This is a genomic window from Streptomyces eurythermus, assembly GCF_014649115.1.
Taxonomy (GTDB): Bacteria; Actinomycetota; Actinomycetes; order Streptomycetales; family Streptomycetaceae; genus Streptomyces; species Streptomyces eurythermus.
The window spans coordinates 101710-120298 of sequence record NZ_BMSK01000005.1 but is presented as its reverse complement, the minus strand read 5'-3'; the positions used below and the strand labels follow the sequence as shown (position 1 = coordinate 120298).

At 73.7% G+C, this 18589-nt stretch carries 13 protein-coding genes and 2 pseudogenes; 7 read left to right on the top strand and 8 right to left on the bottom strand.

Annotated features, from left to right (window positions below; translation table 11 throughout):
• Positions 1–113: 113 nt before the first annotated feature.
• Positions 114–1877 carry an aspartate--tRNA ligase gene (gene aspS / locus IE251_RS10760; protein WP_189752678.1) on the top strand — a complete coding sequence of 588 codons (1764 nt, stop codon included), beginning with the start codon at positions 114–116 and terminating at the stop codon, positions 1875–1877.
• A 17-nt stretch (positions 1878–1894) separates the two neighbouring features.
• Here the strand turns inward: aspS and IE251_RS10755 are convergent, their stop codons facing one another.
• The gene (locus IE251_RS10755; protein WP_189752677.1) at positions 1895–2599 is read right to left on the bottom strand and encodes a nucleotidyl transferase AbiEii/AbiGii toxin family protein; all 705 of its coding nucleotides are present in this window, start codon (positions 2597–2599) and stop codon (positions 1895–1897) included.
• 145 nt (positions 2600–2744) lie between these two features.
• Between IE251_RS10755 and IE251_RS10750 the strand changes: the two genes are divergently transcribed.
• Positions 2745–4088, top strand: coding sequence for a pectate lyase family protein (locus IE251_RS10750; RefSeq protein ID WP_189752676.1), 1344 nt, complete (start codon positions 2745–2747; stop codon positions 4086–4088).
• Between the two features lie 71 nt (positions 4089–4159).
• On the opposite strand, the gene metG is transcribed toward IE251_RS10750, so the two are convergent.
• The 4 genes from metG to IE251_RS10730 form a co-directional block, all read right to left on the bottom strand.
• A complete protein-coding gene (metG, locus tag IE251_RS10745; protein WP_189752675.1) occupies positions 4160–5875 on the bottom strand; it encodes a methionine--tRNA ligase in 1716 nt (571 codons plus the stop codon).
• A 123-nt stretch (positions 5876–5998) separates the two neighbouring features.
• Positions 5999–7579 (bottom strand): VWA domain-containing protein, encoded by a 1581-nt coding sequence (locus IE251_RS10740; protein WP_189752674.1) that lies wholly within the window; start codon positions 7577–7579, stop codon positions 5999–6001.
• 87 nt (positions 7580–7666) lie between these two features.
• Positions 7667–9610 carry an FUSC family protein gene (locus IE251_RS10735; RefSeq protein WP_189752673.1) on the bottom strand — a complete coding sequence of 648 codons (1944 nt, stop codon included), beginning with the start codon at positions 9608–9610 and terminating at the stop codon, positions 7667–7669.
• Positions 9611–9677: 67 nt separating this feature from the next.
• On the bottom strand, positions 9678–10466 hold the full coding sequence (locus tag IE251_RS10730; RefSeq protein ID WP_189752672.1) for an alpha/beta fold hydrolase: 789 nt from the start codon (positions 10464–10466) through the stop codon (positions 9678–9680).
• Positions 10467–10554: 88 nt separating this feature from the next.
• On the opposite strand from IE251_RS10730, the gene IE251_RS10725 reads away from it, so the two are divergent.
• Positions 10555–11901, top strand: coding sequence for an aminotransferase-like domain-containing protein (locus tag IE251_RS10725; protein WP_189752671.1), 1347 nt, complete (start codon positions 10555–10557; stop codon positions 11899–11901).
• Between the two features lie 134 nt (positions 11902–12035).
• On the opposite strand, the gene IE251_RS10720 is transcribed toward IE251_RS10725, so the two are convergent.
• Together IE251_RS10720 and IE251_RS10715 are read right to left on the bottom strand one after the other, a co-directional pair.
• Entirely contained in the window at positions 12036–12968 is a 933-nt protein-coding gene (locus IE251_RS10720; RefSeq protein WP_189752670.1) for a hypothetical protein, read from the bottom strand.
• 340 nt (positions 12969–13308) lie between these two features.
• Positions 13309–13791, bottom strand: coding sequence for a hypothetical protein (locus IE251_RS10715; RefSeq protein WP_189752669.1), 483 nt, complete (start codon positions 13789–13791; stop codon positions 13309–13311).
• 163 nt (positions 13792–13954) lie between these two features.
• Here IE251_RS10715 and IE251_RS10710 point away from each other — a divergent pair, with 163 nt between their 5' ends.
• The 3 genes and pseudogenes from IE251_RS10710 to IE251_RS42075 all read left to right on the top strand — a co-directional run.
• Positions 13955–15115 carry a PP2C family protein-serine/threonine phosphatase gene (locus IE251_RS10710; RefSeq protein WP_189752933.1) on the top strand — a complete coding sequence of 387 codons (1161 nt, stop codon included), beginning with the start codon at positions 13955–13957 and terminating at the stop codon, positions 15113–15115.
• Positions 15116–15214: 99 nt separating this feature from the next.
• Positions 15215–16012 (top strand): annotated as a pseudogene (locus IE251_RS42080) (hypothetical protein); the annotation flags it as partial.
• Between the two features lie 444 nt (positions 16013–16456).
• A pseudogene (locus tag IE251_RS42075) lies at positions 16457–16876 on the top strand (hypothetical protein); the annotation flags it as partial.
• A gap of 15 nt (positions 16877–16891) precedes the next feature.
• Here the strand turns inward: IE251_RS42075 and IE251_RS10695 are convergent.
• A complete protein-coding gene (locus IE251_RS10695) occupies positions 16892–17578 on the bottom strand; it encodes a DUF6445 family protein (RefSeq protein ID WP_189752668.1) in 687 nt (228 codons plus the stop codon).
• Between the two features lie 263 nt (positions 17579–17841).
• Between IE251_RS10695 and IE251_RS10690 the strand changes: the two genes are divergently transcribed.
• Positions 17842–18573, top strand: a complete 732-nt coding sequence (locus tag IE251_RS10690) for a DUF4142 domain-containing protein (protein ID WP_234470424.1) — start codon at positions 17842–17844, stop codon at positions 18571–18573.
• The last annotated feature ends 16 nt before the right edge of the window (positions 18574–18589 follow it).

Sequence of the window (18589 nt, the reverse complement as noted above, 5' to 3'; positions counted from 1 at the left end):
GGCGGGCGGACGGTAATCGTGGGGAGCCGTTCTTGGGGTGCCCGGTACCCTTGGGATGGCCTAGGCCGTACCCGCCTGGCGACACCCGATCCGCACAGACTGGATGAACGACGATGCATCGGTACAGGTCCCACACCTGCGGCCAGCTCCGCGCCTCTGACGTCGGCACCGACGTCCGGCTGAGTGGCTGGCTGCACAATCGGCGCGACCTGGGCGGCATCCTCTTCATCGATCTGCGCGACCACTACGGCATCACGCAGCTGGTCGCCCGCCCCGGCACCCCGGCGTACGAGGCCCTGGACAGGATCTCCAAGGAGTCCACGGTCCGCGTCGACGGCCGCGTTGTCTCACGTGGAACCGAGAACGTGAACCCCGACCTGCCCACGGGTGAGATCGAGGTCGAGGTCGCCGAGGTCGAGCTGCTCGGCGCGGCCCAGCCGCTGCCCTTCACGATCAACGCCGAGGACGGGGTCAACGAGGAGCGGCGCCTGGAGTACCGCTTCCTCGACCTGCGCCGCGAGCGCATGCACCGCAACATCATGCTGCGTACGGCGGTCATCGGCGCCATCCGCCAGAAGATGACGGCGCTCGGCTTCAACGAGATGGCCACCCCGATCCTGACGGCGACCTCCCCCGAGGGCGCCCGTGACTTCGTGGTCCCCTCCCGGCTGCACCCGGGCAGGTTCTACGCCCTGCCGCAGGCCCCGCAGCAGTTCAAGCAGCTGCTGATGATCTCCGGCTTCGACCGCTACTTCCAGATCGCACCCTGCTTCCGCGACGAGGACGCCCGCGCCGACCGCTCGCCGGGCGAGTTCTACCAGCTCGACGTCGAGATGAGCTTCGTCGAGCAGGAGGACGTCTTCCGGCCCATCGAGCAGCTGATGACCGAGCTGTTCGAGGAGTTCGGCGGCGGCCGTCACGTCACCTCCCCGTTCCCGCGGATCCCGTTCCGCGAGGCGATGCTCAAGTACGGCTCCGACAAGCCGGACCTGCGCGCCAAGCTGGAGCTGGTGGACATCACCGACGTCTTCGAGGGCTCGGAGTTCAAGGCGTTCGCCGGCAAGCACGTGCGGGCCCTGCCCGTGCCGGCCGTCCAGGACCAGCCGCGCAAGTTCTTCGACCAGCTCGGCGACTTCGCCGTGTCGCTGGGCGCCAAGGGCCTGGCCTGGGTCCGGGTCGGCGAGGACGGCACGCTGTCCGGCCCGATCGCGAAGTTCCTCACCGAGGAGAACGTCGCCGAGCTGACCAAGCGCCTGTCGCTGGCCCCCGGCCACGCCGTCTTCTTCGGCGCAGGCGAGTTCGACGAGGTCTCCAAGATCATGGGCGCGGTCCGCGTCGAGGCCGCCAAGCGCGCCGGCCACTTCGAGGAGAACGTCTTCCGGTTCTGCTGGATCGTCGACTTCCCGATGTTCGAGAAGGACGAGGACACCGGGAAGATCGACTTCTCGCACAACCCGTTCTCGATGCCGCAGGGCGGCATGGAGGCGCTGGAGACGCAGGACCCGCTGGACATCCTGGCCTGGCAGTACGACATCGTCTGCAACGGCGTGGAGCTGTCCTCGGGCGCGATCCGGAACCACGAGCCGGACATCATGCTCAAGGCGTTCGAGATCGCGGGCTACGACCGCGAGACCACCGAGCGGGAGTTCGCGGGCATGCTCCGCGCGTTCCGCTTCGGCGCCCCGCCGCACGGCGGCATCGCCCCGGGCGTGGACCGCATCGTCATGCTCCTCGCGGACGAGCCCAACATCCGCGAGACGATCGCCTTCCCGCTCAACGGCAACGCCCAGGACCTGATGATGGGCGCCCCGACCGAGCTGGAGGAGTCCCGCCTGCGCGAGCTGCACCTGGACATCCGCAAGCCGCAGCCCAAGTAAGCGATCCCCGACGGGGCTCAGCCGCCCTGCTCGTCGGACGGCTCGTCGGACGGCGCGTCCGGGGACGCGCCGTCCTCCAGCAGCCGTTCGGCGATGTCGTCGGACCAGGCTTGCGCCCAGGCGCGCAGGGCGGCGACGTCGTCCTCGGCCAGGCCGTACCGGAGGAAGTCCCGGTCGGCGTAGAAGTCCGTGCCCGTCAGCCGCGACTGGAGGGTGGGCAGGTCGAACGGGTCGTGGGCGTGCCTGCGGCCCAGTTCCTCCAGGTCCGGCAGCGAGAACCGGTCCGCGCAGGCGCGGGCGTCGACCAGGTCGACGGCCGCGCCCCGGTCGTACAGCGCCCGGATCTTCGTGCCGACGGCGTCCGCGAGGCAGAGCGCCGGGCCGTGACCGGTCGGCTCCGGCGGCTGCCAGAACGTCTCCTTGTGCAGCGTCAGCGCGCACGGCTCCCCGGTGGGCGGGTCGGTCACCGTCAGCCGCGCGGTCAGCGCGGTGACCGCGCCGGCCGTCACCCGCCATCCCCGCTCCCGAAGGGCCGCGCCGACGGCGGCGGCGATCCGCTCCATGGGCTCGGCACTCTCGGTGGCCAGGTCGACATCGGCGTGCGGGCGGCTCAGCAGACCGTGCGCCTGGAGGGCGTAGCCGCCGGCCAGCACCAGACCGTACGGGGCGCCCGCCGAGGCGGCGTCCGCGAGGAGCCGGCGATGGGGTTCGGGGATGTCCACGAGGACGATTCTCCGGCCTGCCGGGCCCGGGGCGCGACACCTGACCGGGCTCCGGGGAAATTTCCCGCGCCGGCGGCAACCTCCCGGCGCCGGGCGGTCACTGAGGAGTCGTAAGGCATGTACGACAGACCCTAAGGACTCCTCCGTGGCAGCTCCCTCCCACCGCCGGTCCCTCCGCAAGCGGCGCCTGTTCGCCGTGTCCGCCGCCGTCGTGGCCGCGGGCGTGGGCGCCGGGGTGTTCGTGCTGAACGCGAACGCCGACGGCGTCGACCTGTACCACCAGACCCTCGCCGCCAAGGACGGCTGGGCCGCCTCCGGCACGGGGACCACCGGCGGAGCGAAGGCCGACTCCGCGCACACCTTCACCGTCTCCACCCGCGCCCAGCTCGTGAAGGCGCTCGGCTCGGCCTCGGACACCACGCCCCGCATCATCAAGGTCAAGGGCACGATCGACGCGAACACCGACGACAGCGGCAGAAAGCTGACCTGCGCCGACTACGCGGCCGGCACCGGCTACTCGCTGTCCGCCTACCTCAAGGCCTACGACCCGGCCGTCTACGGCCGCTCCAAGCTGCCCTCGGGCACCCAGGAGAAGGCCCGCGCCGCCGCCCAGGACAAGCAGGCGAAGACCGTCGTCTTCAAGGTGCCGGCCAACACCACGATCGTGGGCGTGCCCGGCACCGGCGCCGGGATCACCGGCGGCATGCTCCAGATCCAGAACGTGGACAACGTCATCGTCCGCAATCTGGCCTTCTCCGCCACCGAGGACTGCTTCCCGCAGTGGGACCCGACCGACGGCGACGACGGCAACTGGAACTCGAACTACGACTCGGTCACCCTGCGCGGCGCGACCCACGTCTGGGCGGACCACAACACGTTCACCGACGCCCCCCACTTCGACAAGGCCAACCCGAAGTACTTCGGCCGCGAGTACCAGATCCACGACGGGGCCCTGGACATCACCAAGGGCTCCGACCTGGTGACCGTCGAGCGCAACCGGTTCACCGACCACGACAAGACGATGCTGATCGGCTCCAGCGACAAGGACAGCACCGGCAAGCTGCGCGTGACGATTCACCACAACGTGTGGAAGGGCATCGTGCAGCGGGCCCCGCTGGCCCGCCTCGGCCGGATCCACCTCTACAACAACGTGTACGACACGACGACCGTCAACGGCTACGCGCCCCAGTACAGCATCAACTCCCGCGCCGGGGCCCAGGTCGTCGCGCAGGCCAACTACTGGACGGTGCCGAGCGGCGGCAAGGTCGCCAAGCTGCTCAGCGGCGACGGCACCGGCTCGGTCGCGGGCAGCGGCAACCTGGTCAACGGCACGGTCACCGACCTGGTCGCCGCGTACAACGCCGCGAGCTCCAAGAAGATCAGGACGACCGTGAACTGGACCCCGGCGCTCACCGCGGGCCTGCAGACCTCGGCGGAGAACCTGCCGGCGGAACTGGCGGGCACCACCGGCGCGGGCGTGCTGAAGTAACCCCGCCGTACGCGAAAGGGCGCCGGGCCCCACGGCCCGGCGCCCTCCTCACGCGGACGGAAGCGGCGGGGTCAGCCCTCCTCGCCGCCGAAGCGCTCCTTGTACGCGGCCAGGTCCTCGTCCGTCAGCTTGGCGAACAGCACCGGCGGCACCGTGAACGGGGTGCCGGCCGGGACGGCGGCCAGGGCCTTGGCCTCCTCGGCGGTGACCCAGGAGGCGGTGTCGTCCGGCAGCGCGAAGGCGCCGCGCATCGCCGCCGAGGTGGCCGGGATCAGCGGCTCGGAGACCACCGCGTACAGGTGGATCAGGTTCATCGCCGTACGCAGGGTGAGGGCCGCGCCCTCCTTGTTCGTCTTGATCTCCAGCCAGGGGGCCTTCTCCTCCAGGTAGGAGTTGCCGGCCGACCACAGGGCGCGCAGCGCGGCGGCGGCCTTGCGGAACTGCAGGGCCTCCATCTGCTCCTCGTACTCGGCGAGCAGACGGGCGATCTCCTCGCCGAGCCGCGCCTCCGCCTCGCCGGGCTCGCCGCCGGCCGGGACCTCCTCGCCGAACCGCTTCTTGCTGAAGGACAGCACGCGGTTGACGAAGTTGCCGAGGGTGTCGGCCAGGTCCTTGTTCACCGTGGCGGTGAAGTGCTCCCAGGTGAACGACGAGTCGTCCGACTCCGGGGCGTTGGCGATCAGGAAGTAGCGCCAGTAGTCGGCGGGCAGGATGTCCAGGGCCTGGTCGGTGAAGACACCGCGCTTCTGCGAGGTGGAGAACTTGCCGCCGTAGTACGTCAGCCAGTTGAACGCCTTGACGTAGTCGACCTTCTTCCACGGCTCGCGCACGCCCAGCTCGGTGGCCGGGAACATCACCGTGTGGAAGGGGACGTTGTCCTTGGCCATGAACTCGGTGTAGCGGACGGTGTCGTCGGCCTCGTACCACCACGCCTTCCAGTCCCGGTTCTCCGGGTCCTGGTCCGCCCACTCCTTCGTCGCGCCGATGTACTCGATCGGGGCGTCGAACCAGACGTAGAAGACCTTGCCCTCGGTCGCCAGCTCCGGCCAGGTGTCCGCCGGGACCGGGACGCCCCAGTCCAGGTCGCGGGTGATCGCGCGGTCGTGCAGGCCCTCGGTCAGCCACTTGCGGGCGATGGAGGAGGCGAGCTGCGGCCAGTCGTCCTCGTGCCGGGCGACCCACGCCTCGACCTCGTGCTGGAGCTTGGACTGGAGCAGGAAGAGGTGCTTGGTCTCGCGGACCTCCAGCTCGGTGGAGCCGGAGATCGCCGAGCGCGGGTTGATCAGGTCGGTCGGGTCCAGCACGCGGGTGCAGTTCTCGCACTGGTCGCCGCGGGCCTTGTCGTAGCCGCAGTGCGGGCAGGTGCCCTCCACGTAGCGGTCCGGCAGGAAGCGGCCGTCGGCCGGGCTGTAGACCTGGCGGATCGCCCGCTCCTCGATGAAGCCGTTCTCGTTCAGCTTGCGGGCGAAGTGCTGGGTGATCTCGACGTTCTGCCGGCTGGAGCTGCGGCCGAAGTAGTCGAAGGCGAGCGCGAAGCCGTCGTAGACCGCCTTCTGCGCGTCGTGCGCGCGGGCGCAGAAATCCGCCACGGGCAGGCCCTGCTCCTTGGCGGCCAGCTCGGCGGGGGTGCCGTGCTCGTCCGTCGCGCAGATGTAGAGGACGTCGTGGCCGCGCTGGCGCAGATAGCGGGAGTAGACGTCCGCCGGGAGCATGGACCCCACCATGTTGCCCAGGTGCTTGATCCCGTTGATGTACGGAAGGGCGCTGGTGATGAGGTGTCGAGCCATCGTGGCTGCTCCCAGGTCGCTGCTTTTCTGCGGTTTCGAACCTTCAAATCGTAGCCGACACGGGTGGGCCGCCCGCTTCCCGTTTCGCGGACCGGGAAGGGGCGGCCGGGGCACTACGCAGCGTTACGGGCGCCAGTCGGCGAGGACACCCTCGTACAGCTCGGTGTCCGTCAGCTCACGGGGGGTGGGGCCCGCGTGGAAGAAGGACGCGTTGGGGGTCTTCAGCCTGCGGAGGTAGTCGAAGGCCTTGTTGTCGTGGTCACCGAAGGCGACGAAGGAGAAGAAGACGCCCGGGTGGGTCTCCGCGGCCTCGGCGAGGGCCTGGGTGGCGGGGGTCTTGGCGTCGGGGGCGCCGTCGGTCTGGAAGACGACGAGGGCGGGGACCGGGTCGCCGTCGACGTGCGCGTCGTGGTGCCGGTCGTAGTGGTCGAGTACGGCGGCCACGGCGGCGTGGTAGCTGGTACGGCCCATGCGGCCGAGGCCGGCGTGCGCGTCGTCGATCTTCGTGTCGTGGCCGGGGGCGAGGGTGAGGTCGGTGGTGCCGTCCACCTCCGTGGAGAAGAAGACGACGTGGACCGTGGGGTCGGGGGCGGGGTCCAGGTGCGCGGCGAGGGCGAGGGTCTGGTCGGCGAGGGACTGGGCGGAGCCGTCCTTGTAGTACGGGCGCATGCTCGCGGAGCGGTCCAGCACGAGGTAGAGCTTCGCTCGGGTGCCGGTGAGGTTCTTCTTGCGGAGGGTGGTCGTGGCGGCCTTGTAGGCGGTGGTGAGGGCCGGGGTGCGGGACTTGACCCTGGTGAGGGGGGTGGCGGGTTTGGGCTTGGGCGTGGACTGGGCCTCGGCTTCGCCTTCGGCGTCCGTGCGGGTTTCGTTGCGGGGGCCGGGCTCCTGCGGGGCGGTGTGCGCGGTCGCCTCGGCTTCGCCTTCGGCGGTCGTGTTCCCACCCGCACCGCCCGTGCGGGTTTCGTTGTCGGGTGCGGGTGGCCCCTGTGGGGCGTTCTCGCCGTCGGCGGCCTGCGGGTCGGTGTCCGCCGTTGCCTCGGCTTCGCCTTCGGCGTCCGTCGGCGGCTCGGGCTTCGGTTCAGCGGGGGCTGTCGCCTCCGCCTGCGGCGCGGGTTCGGCTTCTGTCCCCGGCACCGTCTCCGGCTCGGATCCGGCTCCTGCCTCCGTTACAGGCTCCGGCTCGGCCGCCGCCTTGGGCTCGAGCTCGGGCTCAGGTCCGGCTGCTGTTTCCGTCATGGGCTCCGGGGCTGCTGCTGTTTCCGTCATGGGCTCCGGGGCTGCTGCTTCCGGTTCCGGGGCCGGCTCGGCTGTCGGCTTCGGTTCCGGGTCGGGCTCGGCTGTCGGCTTCGGTTCCGGGTCGGGCTCGGCTGTCGGCTTCGGTTCCGGGTCGGGATCGGCTGCCGTTTTTGTCGCTGCTTCCGGCTCGCCGCCTGTCTCCGTCACGGCTTCCGGTTCCGGCTCGGTCGGGGCCGTTGCCTCCGGGGCCTTCTCCGGCTCGTCGGTCTGCTGCTCCGCCGGAGGCGCCTGGTGGGGGACCTTGACCTTGTCGAAGGCGGCTGCCACCAGGTCGTGTTCCCCGGTGGGGGACTCGCGGGGTTCGGGGACGGGCGGCTGCTCGGGGGTCTCCGGGGCACCCTCCGGCTCGGTGGCTCGTGGCTTGCGTGAGCGGCCGAACGCGTTCCGCAGGAGAGTGAGAATGCCCATGTGCGCAACCCTTCGCGTGAGTTGTAGCCCGTCGATCGCTGGCCAGGACGGACACGTAAGGTTAGCGGCCCACCGGTGCGGGACCGGTCAACGCGGCGACGTGATCGAGCGGGCCGCCGCCACCTCCTGGCGCAACGGCTCCAGCACACTGTCCGCCGGCCCGGTGAGATCGGTGCGCACGGCGGTCAGGGTCCGCGCCCGCCGTACGCCTTCGGCCAGCTCCCGCAGTTGCAGGGTCACCTGCGCGATCTCCGCCGGTGACGGGGGCGCGGCGCCGTGCTTGACGCGGATCCGGGCCGCCGTCGTGGCGTCGACGATGCGTTCCACCGCCACCACCAGCGGCCACCACGCGGCGGCCCGCCGGCCGGTCGGCGGTGGCTCGGTCAGGGCCCGCTGGAACTCCGTGCGGATGACGGACAGGTCGCGGTAGAGGCGGCGGCGCATCCGGGCCCGCGCGGCCGGGTCGGTGCCGGGGCCGAACGCCCTCTCGACGTAGACCGCCGTGTCGGCCACCGCGTCGGCCAGCCGGTCGCCGACCCGGGTGTGCCAGCTCTCCGGCCAGCACAGGTAGCCGGCCGTCAGGGCGATCGCGCAGCCCAGCAGCGAGTCGTTCAGCCGGGGCAGCAGCAGGTCCGTGCCCTGGCGGTTGAGGACGTCGGAGAGCAGGAGGATCACCGGGGTGATGGCCGCGGTCTGGTAGCCGTAGCCCCGCGGGGTCAGGGCGGGGATCAGGGGCGCGAGGAGGAACAGGACCGGTACGTCCCACCAGCCCAGGGGGACCTCGGCGAGGACCACCGCCGCCACCACCAGGCCGGCCACCGTGCCCACGGCGCGCATGAGGGCGCGGGAGAACACCGAGCCGAAGTCCGGCTTGAGGACGAAGGTGACGGTGAGCGCGACCCAGTAGGAGCGGGGGACCGGGACCAGGGAGACCAGGGCCTGGGCGAGGCCGATGCAGAGGGCCAGCCGGACGCCGTAGCGCCAGGAGCTGGCGGACAGCATGACGTTGCGCGCGGCCCGGGCCGTGCGGACGCCGAGCGTGGCCGGGCGGCCCAGGCGGTCGTCGATGCCCCGGGGGTCGACGTCGGGCGCGGTGACGACCTCGGCGGTGTGGCGCAGGGCGTGGTCCACCGCCCGGGCCGTCTCCGTGGTGGGCACGGGGAGGTCCGGGGGAGACGCGGGTGCCGTGCCCGCCGCCACGTCGCGGGCCAGGGCGCGGATCGCCTCGGGGATCCGCGGGGGCAGCGGGCGGGCCGCCAGATGGGCGGCGGGCGCCGCCTCGATGACCGGGGTGATCGCGTTCAGCTGGGCCAGCAGCCGGGTCAGGTCCGGGCTGCGGCCGTGGTGCCGGGTGCGCCGGGCGAGGATCAGGTCGTAGGACTCGTTCAGGGACTGGGTGACCGCGCGGCGGGCCTCCTCGTACGCCTCGGCGCGGTCGGTGCCGGCGGTGGCGAGCAGGTCGGCGACCGCGCGGTAGGTGGCGGCGACCGCGGTCCGCTCGGGGACGCCCGCCCGCAGCGGCCAGGCCAGCAGGGCGAGGAGCAGGACCAGCAGGCCGCCGCCGGTCATCAGGGCCGGGGCCAGCCACCAGGGGGAGGGCATCGGCAGGCCCGCGCCGACCACGCAGTTCAGGAGCAGCAGCAGGCCGGAGACCGAGGCAACGGCGCCGATCGTGGAGATCATGCCGGAGACCAGCGCGACGCCGGTGACGGCGGCGACCGCGTACCAGCCGTGCCCGTACGCCAGGGTGCCCAGGGTCACCCCGACCGCGCCGAAGAGCTGGGGGACGGCGATGTTGAGGATGCGCATCCGGTAGGCGTCGGCGGTGTCGCCGATGACTCCGGACAGGGCGCCCATGGAGGCGAGGGCGCCGTACGCCGGGCGGTCCGCGGCGAGGCCGGCCGCCAGCGGGAGGGCCATGGCGACGGCGGCGCGGGCCACGGCGGCCCAGTTGACCGGCGCCTGCTGGGGTCTGAGGTTCCGCACCAGCCAGTCGGGAGGGGTCAGGCCGATGGGGAACTCTCGGGGCATGGGCCCATTATGGGGGAGTGGTGAATTTTGGGGCGTTTCCCGTCGGGCGGGGGCGCGGGGGCGGGGGCTACGCGTTCTCGTCCAGGCGGGCCAGGAACGCGGCGAGGTGTCGGTTGAACTCCTCGGGGCGCTCCAGGTTGGGCAGATGGGCGGCGCCCTCGATGACGTGCAGGGCCGAGTCGGGCAGGGCCGCGTGCATCTCCTCGGCGTCGGCGACGGGCGTGTAGGTGTCGTCGGCGCCGACCAGGACCAGGGCGGGCACGGTGACCCTCGTCAACAGGGCGCGGTAGTCGGGGCGTTCGGCGCGTCCGCGCAGGGCCGCCGCGGCTCCCTCGGGCGGGGTGGCCGTCATCATGCGGTGCACGTGCGCCTTGACCCCGGCGTCGGCGTAGGGTGCGACCATCTTCTCCAGCACCTCGTCGGCGTAGCCCCGCATGCCCTCGGCCAGCAGCCGGTCCGCCATGGCGTTGCGGCCCCGCTTCCCCTCGGGGGTCTCGGCGGCGGGGAAGGTGTCGGCGAGGACCAGGCCGCGGATCCGGTCGCCGAAGCGGTCGTGGCACTCCATGACGATCTGGCCGCCCATGGACAGACCGGCCAGGACGAAGGAGTCCACGGCCAGGTGGTCCAGCAGCCCGGCGATGTCGTCGGCGTGCCGGGAGAGCGGGACCGTGCCGGGGGTCACGGGGGAGGCGCCGTAGCCGCGCAGATCGGGGGCGATCACCCGGCGGCCGGCGGAGAACTCCGCCAGCTGCGGGTCCCACATCGTGCGGTCGAAGGGGTGGCCGTGGACGAGGACGAGGGGAACCCCGGGAGAGGTTTCGGGGCCTTTGTCGGTGTATGCGAGGAAGGGGGGCATGGGCACGACCCTAGGTGTGGCCCTTCGCTCGGCGCAATAAGATCTTTGCCCTCGGTGCAATCCAACGCGCCGGAGAACAGGGGGACTTGTGGACGACTACCGGCGCATCGCCGACCGGATCGCGGCCGACATCACCGGCGGGCGGCTCCGCCCGGGCCAACGGCTGCCACCCCAGCGGGCGTTCGCCCGGCGGCGGGGCATCGCGCCGTCCACGGCGGGGCGGGTCTACGCCGAACTCGTGCGCCGGGGGCTGGTGGTGGGCGAGGTCGGGCGCGGCACGTTCGTCCGGGCCACCGCGCCGGACGGGCAGCCGGGGCTCGCTCTCACCGAGGCGGCCGGCGCCCCGCTGGTGAACCTCGAGCTGAACTACCCGTCCGCGCCCGGCCAGGCCGAGCTGCTGGCCCCGGCCCTCGCCACCCTGCTGCGGCCGGACGCCCTCGGCCAGGCGCTGCGGCCGGCCGCCGTCGCGGGTACCCCGGCGGCCCGGGAGGCGGTCGCCGCGCTGCTCGCCCAGAGCGGGCTGCGGGCCGGGCCGGAGCGGATCGTGTTCACCGGCAACGCCCGCCAGGCGATCGCCGCCGCGCTCGCCTCGCTGGTGCGGCCCGGCGGCCGGGTCGGGGTGGAACCGCTGACGTATCCGCTGGTCAAGGAGATCGCGGCGCGTCTCGGCCTGGTCCTCGTGCCGCTCGCCACGGACGCCGAGGGGCCGGTGCCGGAGTCGGTGGCCGACGCCCACCGCGCCGCGCCGCTGTCCGCGCTCTACCTCCAGACCGCCCTGCACAACCCGACCTCGCTGACCACGAGCGCCGGGCGGCTGCGGCAGCTCGCCGACTGTGTCCACAGGCTGGGGATACCGGTGGTCGAGGACCGCATCTGGGCCTTCCTCCAGCCGGGCGGCACACCCCCGCTCGCCGCGCTCGCGCCCGGCCTGGTGCACCTGGTGGACAGTCTGTCCAAGCGGATCGCGCCCGGCCTCACCGCCGGTTTCGTCGTCGCGCCCCGGGACCGGGCCGGGGCGGTGGCGCGGGCCGTGCGGTCCGGCGGGTGGAGCGCGGGCGGCTTCGCGCTGGAGGCGGTGGTGCGCTGGCTCGGCGACGGCACCGTGGACCGGCTGGTGGCCGCCAAGCGGCAGGACGCGCGGCGCCGCCAGCGGCTGCTCGCCGAGAAGCTGGCCGGGTTCGCCGTACGCTCCGACCCGGCCGCCTACTTCGCCTGGTGGGAGCTGCCGGCGCCGTGGCGGGCGGACACCTTCACGGCCGCCGCGCTGGACCACGGGATCGCCGTCACCCCCGGCACGGCCTTCGCCGTCGGCACCGGCCGGGCTCCGGACGCGGTCAGGCTCGGCCTCGGCTCGGCGTCGGAGCGGGAACTGGCACGGGCACTGGCGACGCTCGCCGGTGTGGCGCGGGAGGGGGCGGGCGCGGGCGGTGGGTGAGCCGGGTGGCGGGGGTGGGTTTTGGGTGGTCGCCGGGTCGTGGGGCACGGTCGCGTGGGTGGTGGCAGTGGGTCTTTTGTGGTCGCCGGGCCGTAAGGGCGCGGTCACGTGGGGGCCTTCGGCGGCGGTACCGGTCAGGCCTGGGCCCGGGTCGGTGCCGGTGCGGGGGACGGTGCGGGTGCGGGGACCGGTGACGGTCGGCGGCGTCGTGCGGGGCGGGGCAGCCGTAGCCGGCGGGTGAGCCAGAGGGTGAGGGTGACGGCGAGACCGAGGCCGAGCAGCAGCCAGGCGGCCGTGCGCAGGGAGCCGGTCAGGGCGTCGTAGACCGCGCCCGCCGCGCCGTGCGACACCCCGGCCGGCAGGTCGGCCAGGGTCAGGGCGCGGCCGACGCGGAGGGCGAGCACCAGCAGCGCGCCGCCCAGGGCCGTGCCCAGGGCGGTGGCGGCCACCGCCCGGCGGCGGCGGACGGCGAGCGCGATCCCGCCGACGGCGAACGCCACGGACGCGGCCGGCAGCCAGGTACCGGCGACTTCGAGCACGTGGAACCCCTTCCGGAACGCGGCCAGCCGGTGCGCCGGGAGCACGGCGACCGCGGTGTGCTCCACCGGGATGTGCGCGGCGAGCGGCACGTGGTCGCGGGCGAGCTGACGTTTGACCTGCGCGGTGACGGGAGCCAGGTCGACGGTGACGGCGCCCTCGTCCCGGGTCCGCAGGGCGCGCAGCACGGCGTCGTGGGTGACCCGGTTGCCGGTGTCCCAGGCCAGCCGGAACGCCCGGGTCTGGGTGAAGGAGCGGACCGCGTCGCGCACGAACGGGCGCACCGGGCCGGGCGCCGGGCGGACGTCCAGGCGCTGGTCCACCGCCCGCAGGAGGCCGTCACCGACGGTGTCCGCGACGGCCTCCCGCACGGCCGGGTCGGCGGCGAGCGGCGCCATGGCGGTGACGTACCGGCCCGTGTCGGCCAGCCCGTACGCCGCCCAGGCCGCCAGCGCGCCGAACGGGACGAGGAGGCAGGACAGGGTGACCAGTACGGCCGACAGGGCGCTCCTGAGGCGTCGTGAGGGCACATGTCCAGACAAGAGCCCCCCGGGCCGGGGCGCGAGCGGGGGCACTGCGTTCGGGCGGCGGGAGGACCCGCTCGGAGGAATCGCGGACCCGCCTGGCGGAACGCCGGACTCGCGGGGACGGGGCCGACTGGCCTGGGGGAATGCCGGACTCGCGGGACGGCATGGACCCGCGGAAGGGCGTCGGAGGATCCGTCCTCCGGTGGAGCGTTCACCCGGACGGGTGTTTGCTGGTGCTGGTGGTTCCGGCGCGGCCGGCTTCTCATGGGTCGTGGAGCCGGACCGGGCCCGGAACCACGCCCGCGCACACCGGTGCGCACGGCGCCCGGCGCACGCGCGCCGTTCAGCGGATCCGGCGCCCGAAGACGTCCTCCCGCGTGTAGTAGCGGTAGAAGAACGCCATGAAGGTGGCCGCCGCGACCAGCAGCGAGATCAGGATCGCCCGCAGCACCGGCCTGCCGCTCTGGGCGTACAGGAACCCGAACGCGCAGCCGACGAACGCCGTCCACAGCAGCGCGTGGGCCTCCCGGATCATCCGGGGCGCCAGCGCCAGCAGCGCCATGCACAGCACCGCGAACACCAGCGCGCTGACGAAGCCGAGCAGCAGGTTCCAGCCGGTGATCGGGCCGCCGGAGCGGTTGTCGGCCGCCACCCAGTAGCCGTAGACGAGGCCCAGCACGACGGGCACGCCGATCCTGGCCAGCTTGTGCGTACGGGCGTCGAAGACGTCGGGTGGGCGGGCGCGCACATCGGTCGCCCGGCCCTCCACCTCGGGCGTGCGGCCGGGCCGGGACATGCCGCCGGGTGCGGGTGCCGCTTGAGCCATGAGAGCACTCCTCTCTCTCCTCGCCCCCGAACTGCCTCCGCTACCAGGGCACACCGGGGTGCGGGGCCCGGCAACTCGGCCGGGAGGGTGCCGGGTGCCCGGATGCGTGCGCATCTCCCCCGTGTTTCGCTGAGGACATGGAGGGCTGCCGGCCGTGACGTGGATGGAGTACGGGCGGCGACCGCTGTTGCGGGTGCGCGGGCGGAGCGTCGCCTGGCTGCTCCCGCTACTGCTCCTCACCGGCGTCGTCGTGGCGGACTTCTCCACCGGCGAGAGACTGCGGATGATCTCGTGGATCGTCCTGGTCCCGGGCATCTCCTCGGCGATCTGCGGGGCGTGGACCACGGCCGGGTACGGACTGCTGGCGGTGGCCACGTACGTCTTCGTGGACAGCGCCTGGCCCGAGCAGTACCAGGCCGGGCTCGGCGACTTCATCCTGGTCGCCGTCGGCGGCGCCCTGGCCACCCTCGCCGCCGCCGTGCGCGTGCGCCGGGAACGCCAGGTCGTGCACATCCGGGACATCGCCGACACCACCCGGCGCACCGTGCTGCGCCCGCTGCCGCCCGACTGGGCCGGGCTGGAACAGGCGGGGGTGTACCTGGCCGCCGACGTCGAGGCGCGGGTCGGCGGCGACTTCTACGACATCCAGCCCAGCCCGCACGGCACCCGCGTCCTCGTCGGCGACGTGCAGGGCAAGGGCCTCGGCGCGGTGGAGGCCGCCGCCGCGCTGCTCGGCACGTTCCGCGAGGCCGGGTACCACGAGAAGGACCTCGCGACCGTCGCCGAGCGGCTGGAGATCCGGATGCTGCGGCACCGCGCCCACACCGTCGCGCTCGGCGGGGCCGACGGCGACCGGTTCGCCACGGCCGTCCTGATCGCCTTCCCCGGGGACGCGCCGCAGACCCTGGAGATGGTGAACTTCGGCCACGAACCGCCGCTGGCCGTCGGCCCGCGCGGGATCCGCGAGCTGCCCAGCGGCGAGGGCGTGCCGCTGGGCTGCGCCGACCTCACGGGCGGCCGGCTGCCACCGGTGCGCCGGGTGCCGCTGGCGCTGGACGAGACGCTGCTGCTGGTCACCGACGGGGTGACCGAGGCCCGCGACCGGCCCGGCGACTTCTACGACCTGACCCGCGAGGTCGCCCGCGCGGTCCGCGCCGACCCGCGCCGGGCCGCCCCGCACCGGTTGGTCCGCCGGGTCCGCGACGGCGTGCTGCGGCACAGCGGGGGCCGGCTGGCGGACGACACCACGATCTTCGCGGTGCGCCGGCTGCCCGGGGGCGGGGGCCCGCCGGACGACCTCGAACAGGGATGTTTGCGGTACTGAGGCCCCGGTGCGCGGTGCCAGCGGTTACGGTGCTGGCTGGAGAGCGGATCTACGGAGCCCTCGGGACCGACGGGCCCACGGGTGACAGGGGGAGGCACGATGCCCGGAACCGTGCTGCTGCTCGCGGCCTCGCCGGTGGGCCGGGGGCGCCTGGTGGACGCGGCCGGTGTCCTGCCGGTGCTGGCGGCCGTCGCCCCCGCCGTGCTGTCCGGCGCCGACACCGCGAACGTCGTGGAACTCGCCGACCCGCTGGAACCGCAGGCCGTCCTGACCCGGCTGCGGGCCGCGGCGGCGGCGCCCGGACCGCTCACCGTGTACCTCACCGGGCAACTGCACCTGGACCGGCGCCAGCACCGGCCCCACCTGGCCCTGGCCCGCACCACCGCGGCCACCGTCCGCTACACCGCGCTGCCCTGGCACTGGATCCGCGAGGAGCTGCGGCTGCGCTCGGCCGCGGACACCGCGCTCGTGGTCGATCTGCACGCCGACGCCGAGGCGTGGAAGCACATCACCGAGCGTGGCCTCGACTGCGGCCCGCACACCGCCGTGTACGGCCGTGTCGCCCCGCCCGCCCGGCGGGGCCTGGCCGAGCCGGCGTACATGAAGACGGTCGCCACCCTGCTGCGCAGCGGCCACCGTCCCCCGCTGGGCACCCTGCACGAACAGGCCCTGAGCCGCATCCCGGAGGAAACCCGGGGCAACCTGCTACTGGCCCACCCGGGAGGCCGGACAGCACCAGTGACGACACCACCGGCCCCGCCCGCCCCGGCCGTACCGCCCGGCGAGGTGCCGGGCTCGCCGACGCCAGGAGTTCCAGCGCCGGGGCTGTCGGCGCCGGGCCTGTCAGGGCCGTGGGGTCCGGCCGCGGACCGGGCCGGCGACGGCCTTGGCGACCGGCCCGGGGAGGGAGCCGGCGACCGGCTGGGTGACCGGCCCGGGGGTCCGTCCGGTGACCCGCTCGGCGACTGGTCCGGCGGACCGTTCGGGGATCCGCCTGGCGACCGCCTCGGTGACCGGGCCGGTGATCCGTCCGGGGACCGGCTCGGCGGTCGTCCCGGCGGTCCGTTCGGCGACCGTCTCGGTGACCGGGCCGGCGGTCCGTCTGGGGACCGGCTCGGCGACCGCCTCGGTGACCAGTCCGGAGGTCCGTCCGGCGACCGCCTGGACGACCGGTCCGGTGAAACGTTCGGGGACCGGCTCGATGACCGCCTCGGTGACCGGGCCGGCGATCCGTCCGGGGACCGGCTCGGCGATGGCCTCGGCGGTTCGTCCGGGGGTTGGCCCGGTGAAACGTTCGGGGAGCCGTCTGGTGAGTCGGGCGGCCGGATGGCCGCCGGGGCCGATCCGCACGCTGCCATCAGCGCAGCCGTTCAGGGCGGCCTGCACCGGGAGGCGGACGGGCTGGCCGCGCGGTACGAGGAGGACGCCGTGCGGGCGTACGGCGCCGGGTCCGAGCAGGCGCTGCACTGGCGGGAGGTACGGGCCGATCTCGCGATGTTCGCCGGGGACCCGGTGCGCAGCTGCCGGGCCTGGCTCGCGGTGGCCGAGGCGCGGCTGGCCGCCGGGCAGGCGGCGGACGCGCCCGCCGTGGAGGCGGCCGCGGACCGCGCCCACCACCAGTGGGGCCGTATCGAGGACCCGGCGCACGCCCGTGAACTCGGGGCCGCTCTCGCGGAGTTGCGCCTACGAGTGCCCGGGCGCCGGCGCGGCGCGCTGGAGGACATCCAGCGGCAGCTGGGCCGGCTCCAGGCCGCGCCGTAGGCCGGAGGCCCGCGCTCAGGCCATCCAGAAGAAGACGGCCGTCATGCGCTTGTCCGCCAGGGTACGGCCGGTGTAACCGGTCGCGCTGTGCACCAGGTCGGCGCGGTACAGCAGCAGGCGGTTGTACCGGTGCGGGACCCGGACGTCCTCCTCGAAGTGGTCCGCCGGGACGTACCGCGTACCGAGGGCCTCGACGAGGTTGGTGTGCGGGGCCCGGACGATGTTGCCGCCGAGCCGGCCGCCGGGCAGCGACTGCCGGTAGAAGGCGGTCCCGCAGTCCTCGGGCGCCTCGGGATTGAGGTACAGCACGGCCGCGTACCGGCACAGCGCGCGGGAGTCGGTGTGCGGGCGGGGCTCGCTCTCGCCCTCGCCGACCACCTGGACGCAGTTGTGGTCGAGGGTGCCGCCGCCCGGCGCCCGCTGCACCCACAGCTCCTTCGCCCCGGTCGCCCGCTTCACCAGCCGCTCCACGCGTGCCAGTTCACCGGGCTCCAGGCCGGGCGTGGCGCGCAGCCCCGGCCAGGTCTCGGAGGTGTACGGGTGGCCCCGGACCCAGTCCTCCTTGGCCAGGCACCGCTGCCGTACGGCGTCGATGCCGGGCAGGACGTCGTCCAGTACCCAGTAGTCGCGGCCCTTGACGGGCTTGCGGTAGGGCAGGACGGGCAGCGCGGCGGGGGTGCGGGGGGAGGGCGGTGCGGGCATGCGGTGAATCTAGGCGCGCCCCCGGTCTGGCTTCGCCCGGGCGCGGGTCAACCTTCCCCCGGGCGGTGGTCAATCACCGGCCAACATCGCCCGGCCGATTCTTTACCCGCGCGCGCTGATACGAACCGGCCCGGTGTCCGTACCGCTTGGGTGTCCGGACCCGCGTACCGCCGTGGGGCCGGGCCGACGACGGAGGATCCCCGGCAGGAGGCACGGTGCGCTTTTCGCGGAACGCGACGGGAACGCTGTTCGTGGGCGGTGCGATGGCCCTGACCCTCGCCGCGCTCGCCTACCCGGGCCTGCTCGGCCTGAGCAAGGTCTCCGGGGCACAGGACCGTGTCATCGCGAGCACCCAGTGGGGGCCGCTGACCGAGCAGGACCGGGACTTCGTGGTGAAGGTGCGGGCGGCCGGGCTGTGGGAGTACCCCGTCGGGCAGATCGGGCTGCGCAAGGGCGGCTCCGAGGCGGTGATCACGGCGAGCCGGCACCTGGTCGACGGGCACGCCGCGCTCGACACCACCTGCCGGAAGATCGCCCCGATGCTGAACATCACGCTGCCCGACGAGGCGAGCCCCCAGCAGCGGGGCTTCGTACGGCAGCTGAACGGGGAGAGCGGCAGACAGTTCGACACGGACTTCGCCAACATCCTGCGGATGACGCACGGCTCCATCTTCAACACGGTGGCGAAGATCCGGTCCACCACGAAGAACTCGCTGGTGCGGGCCCTGGCCGACCAGGCCAACGACACCGTGCTGGACCACATCTCCGTGATGGAGAAGACGGGCTTGGTGGACTTCGACCAGACCCTGTTCCAGCAGACCACCCCGCCCAAGCTGCCCGACTCCGACCTGACCCCGCCGCCCCCGGCCGCCGGCCGGCCGCAGGTGGTCCTCACCCCGCCGCCGTCGGCCACCTCCACACCGGTGGACATCGACGGCATCGCGGGCGGCGGCGGCACCGGGGCGGGGCCGAGCCCGGCCCCGCCGGCCGGTTAGCCACGGCCGGGAGGGC

Bases quoted from the DNA above. Each gene is read 5' to 3' on its own strand.
- aspS (WP_189752678.1), top strand. From the start codon at position 114: ATGCATCGGTACAGGTCCCACACCTGCGGCCAGCTCCGCGCCTCTGAC.
- IE251_RS10715 (WP_189752669.1), bottom strand. From the start codon at position 13,791: ATGGCTCAAGCGGCACCCGCACCCGGCGGCATGTCCCGGCCCGGCCGC.
- IE251_RS10695 (WP_189752668.1), bottom strand. From the start codon at position 17,578: ATGCCCGCACCGCCCTCCCCCCGCACCCCCGCCGCGCTGCCCGTCCTG.
- IE251_RS10730 (WP_189752672.1), bottom strand. From the start codon at position 10,466: ATGCCCCCCTTCCTCGCATACACCGACAAAGGCCCCGAAACCTCTCCC.
- metG (WP_189752675.1), bottom strand. From the start codon at position 5,875: ATGGCTCGACACCTCATCACCAGCGCCCTTCCGTACATCAACGGGATC.
- IE251_RS10740 (WP_189752674.1), bottom strand. From the start codon at position 7,579: ATGGGCATTCTCACTCTCCTGCGGAACGCGTTCGGCCGCTCACGCAAG.
- IE251_RS10735 (WP_189752673.1), bottom strand. From the start codon at position 9,610: ATGCCCCGAGAGTTCCCCATCGGCCTGACCCCTCCCGACTGGCTGGTG.
- IE251_RS10710 (WP_189752933.1), top strand. From the start codon at position 13,955: ATGGAGTACGGGCGGCGACCGCTGTTGCGGGTGCGCGGGCGGAGCGTC.
- IE251_RS10690 (WP_234470424.1), top strand. From the start codon at position 17,842: ATGGCCCTGACCCTCGCCGCGCTCGCCTACCCGGGCCTGCTCGGCCTG.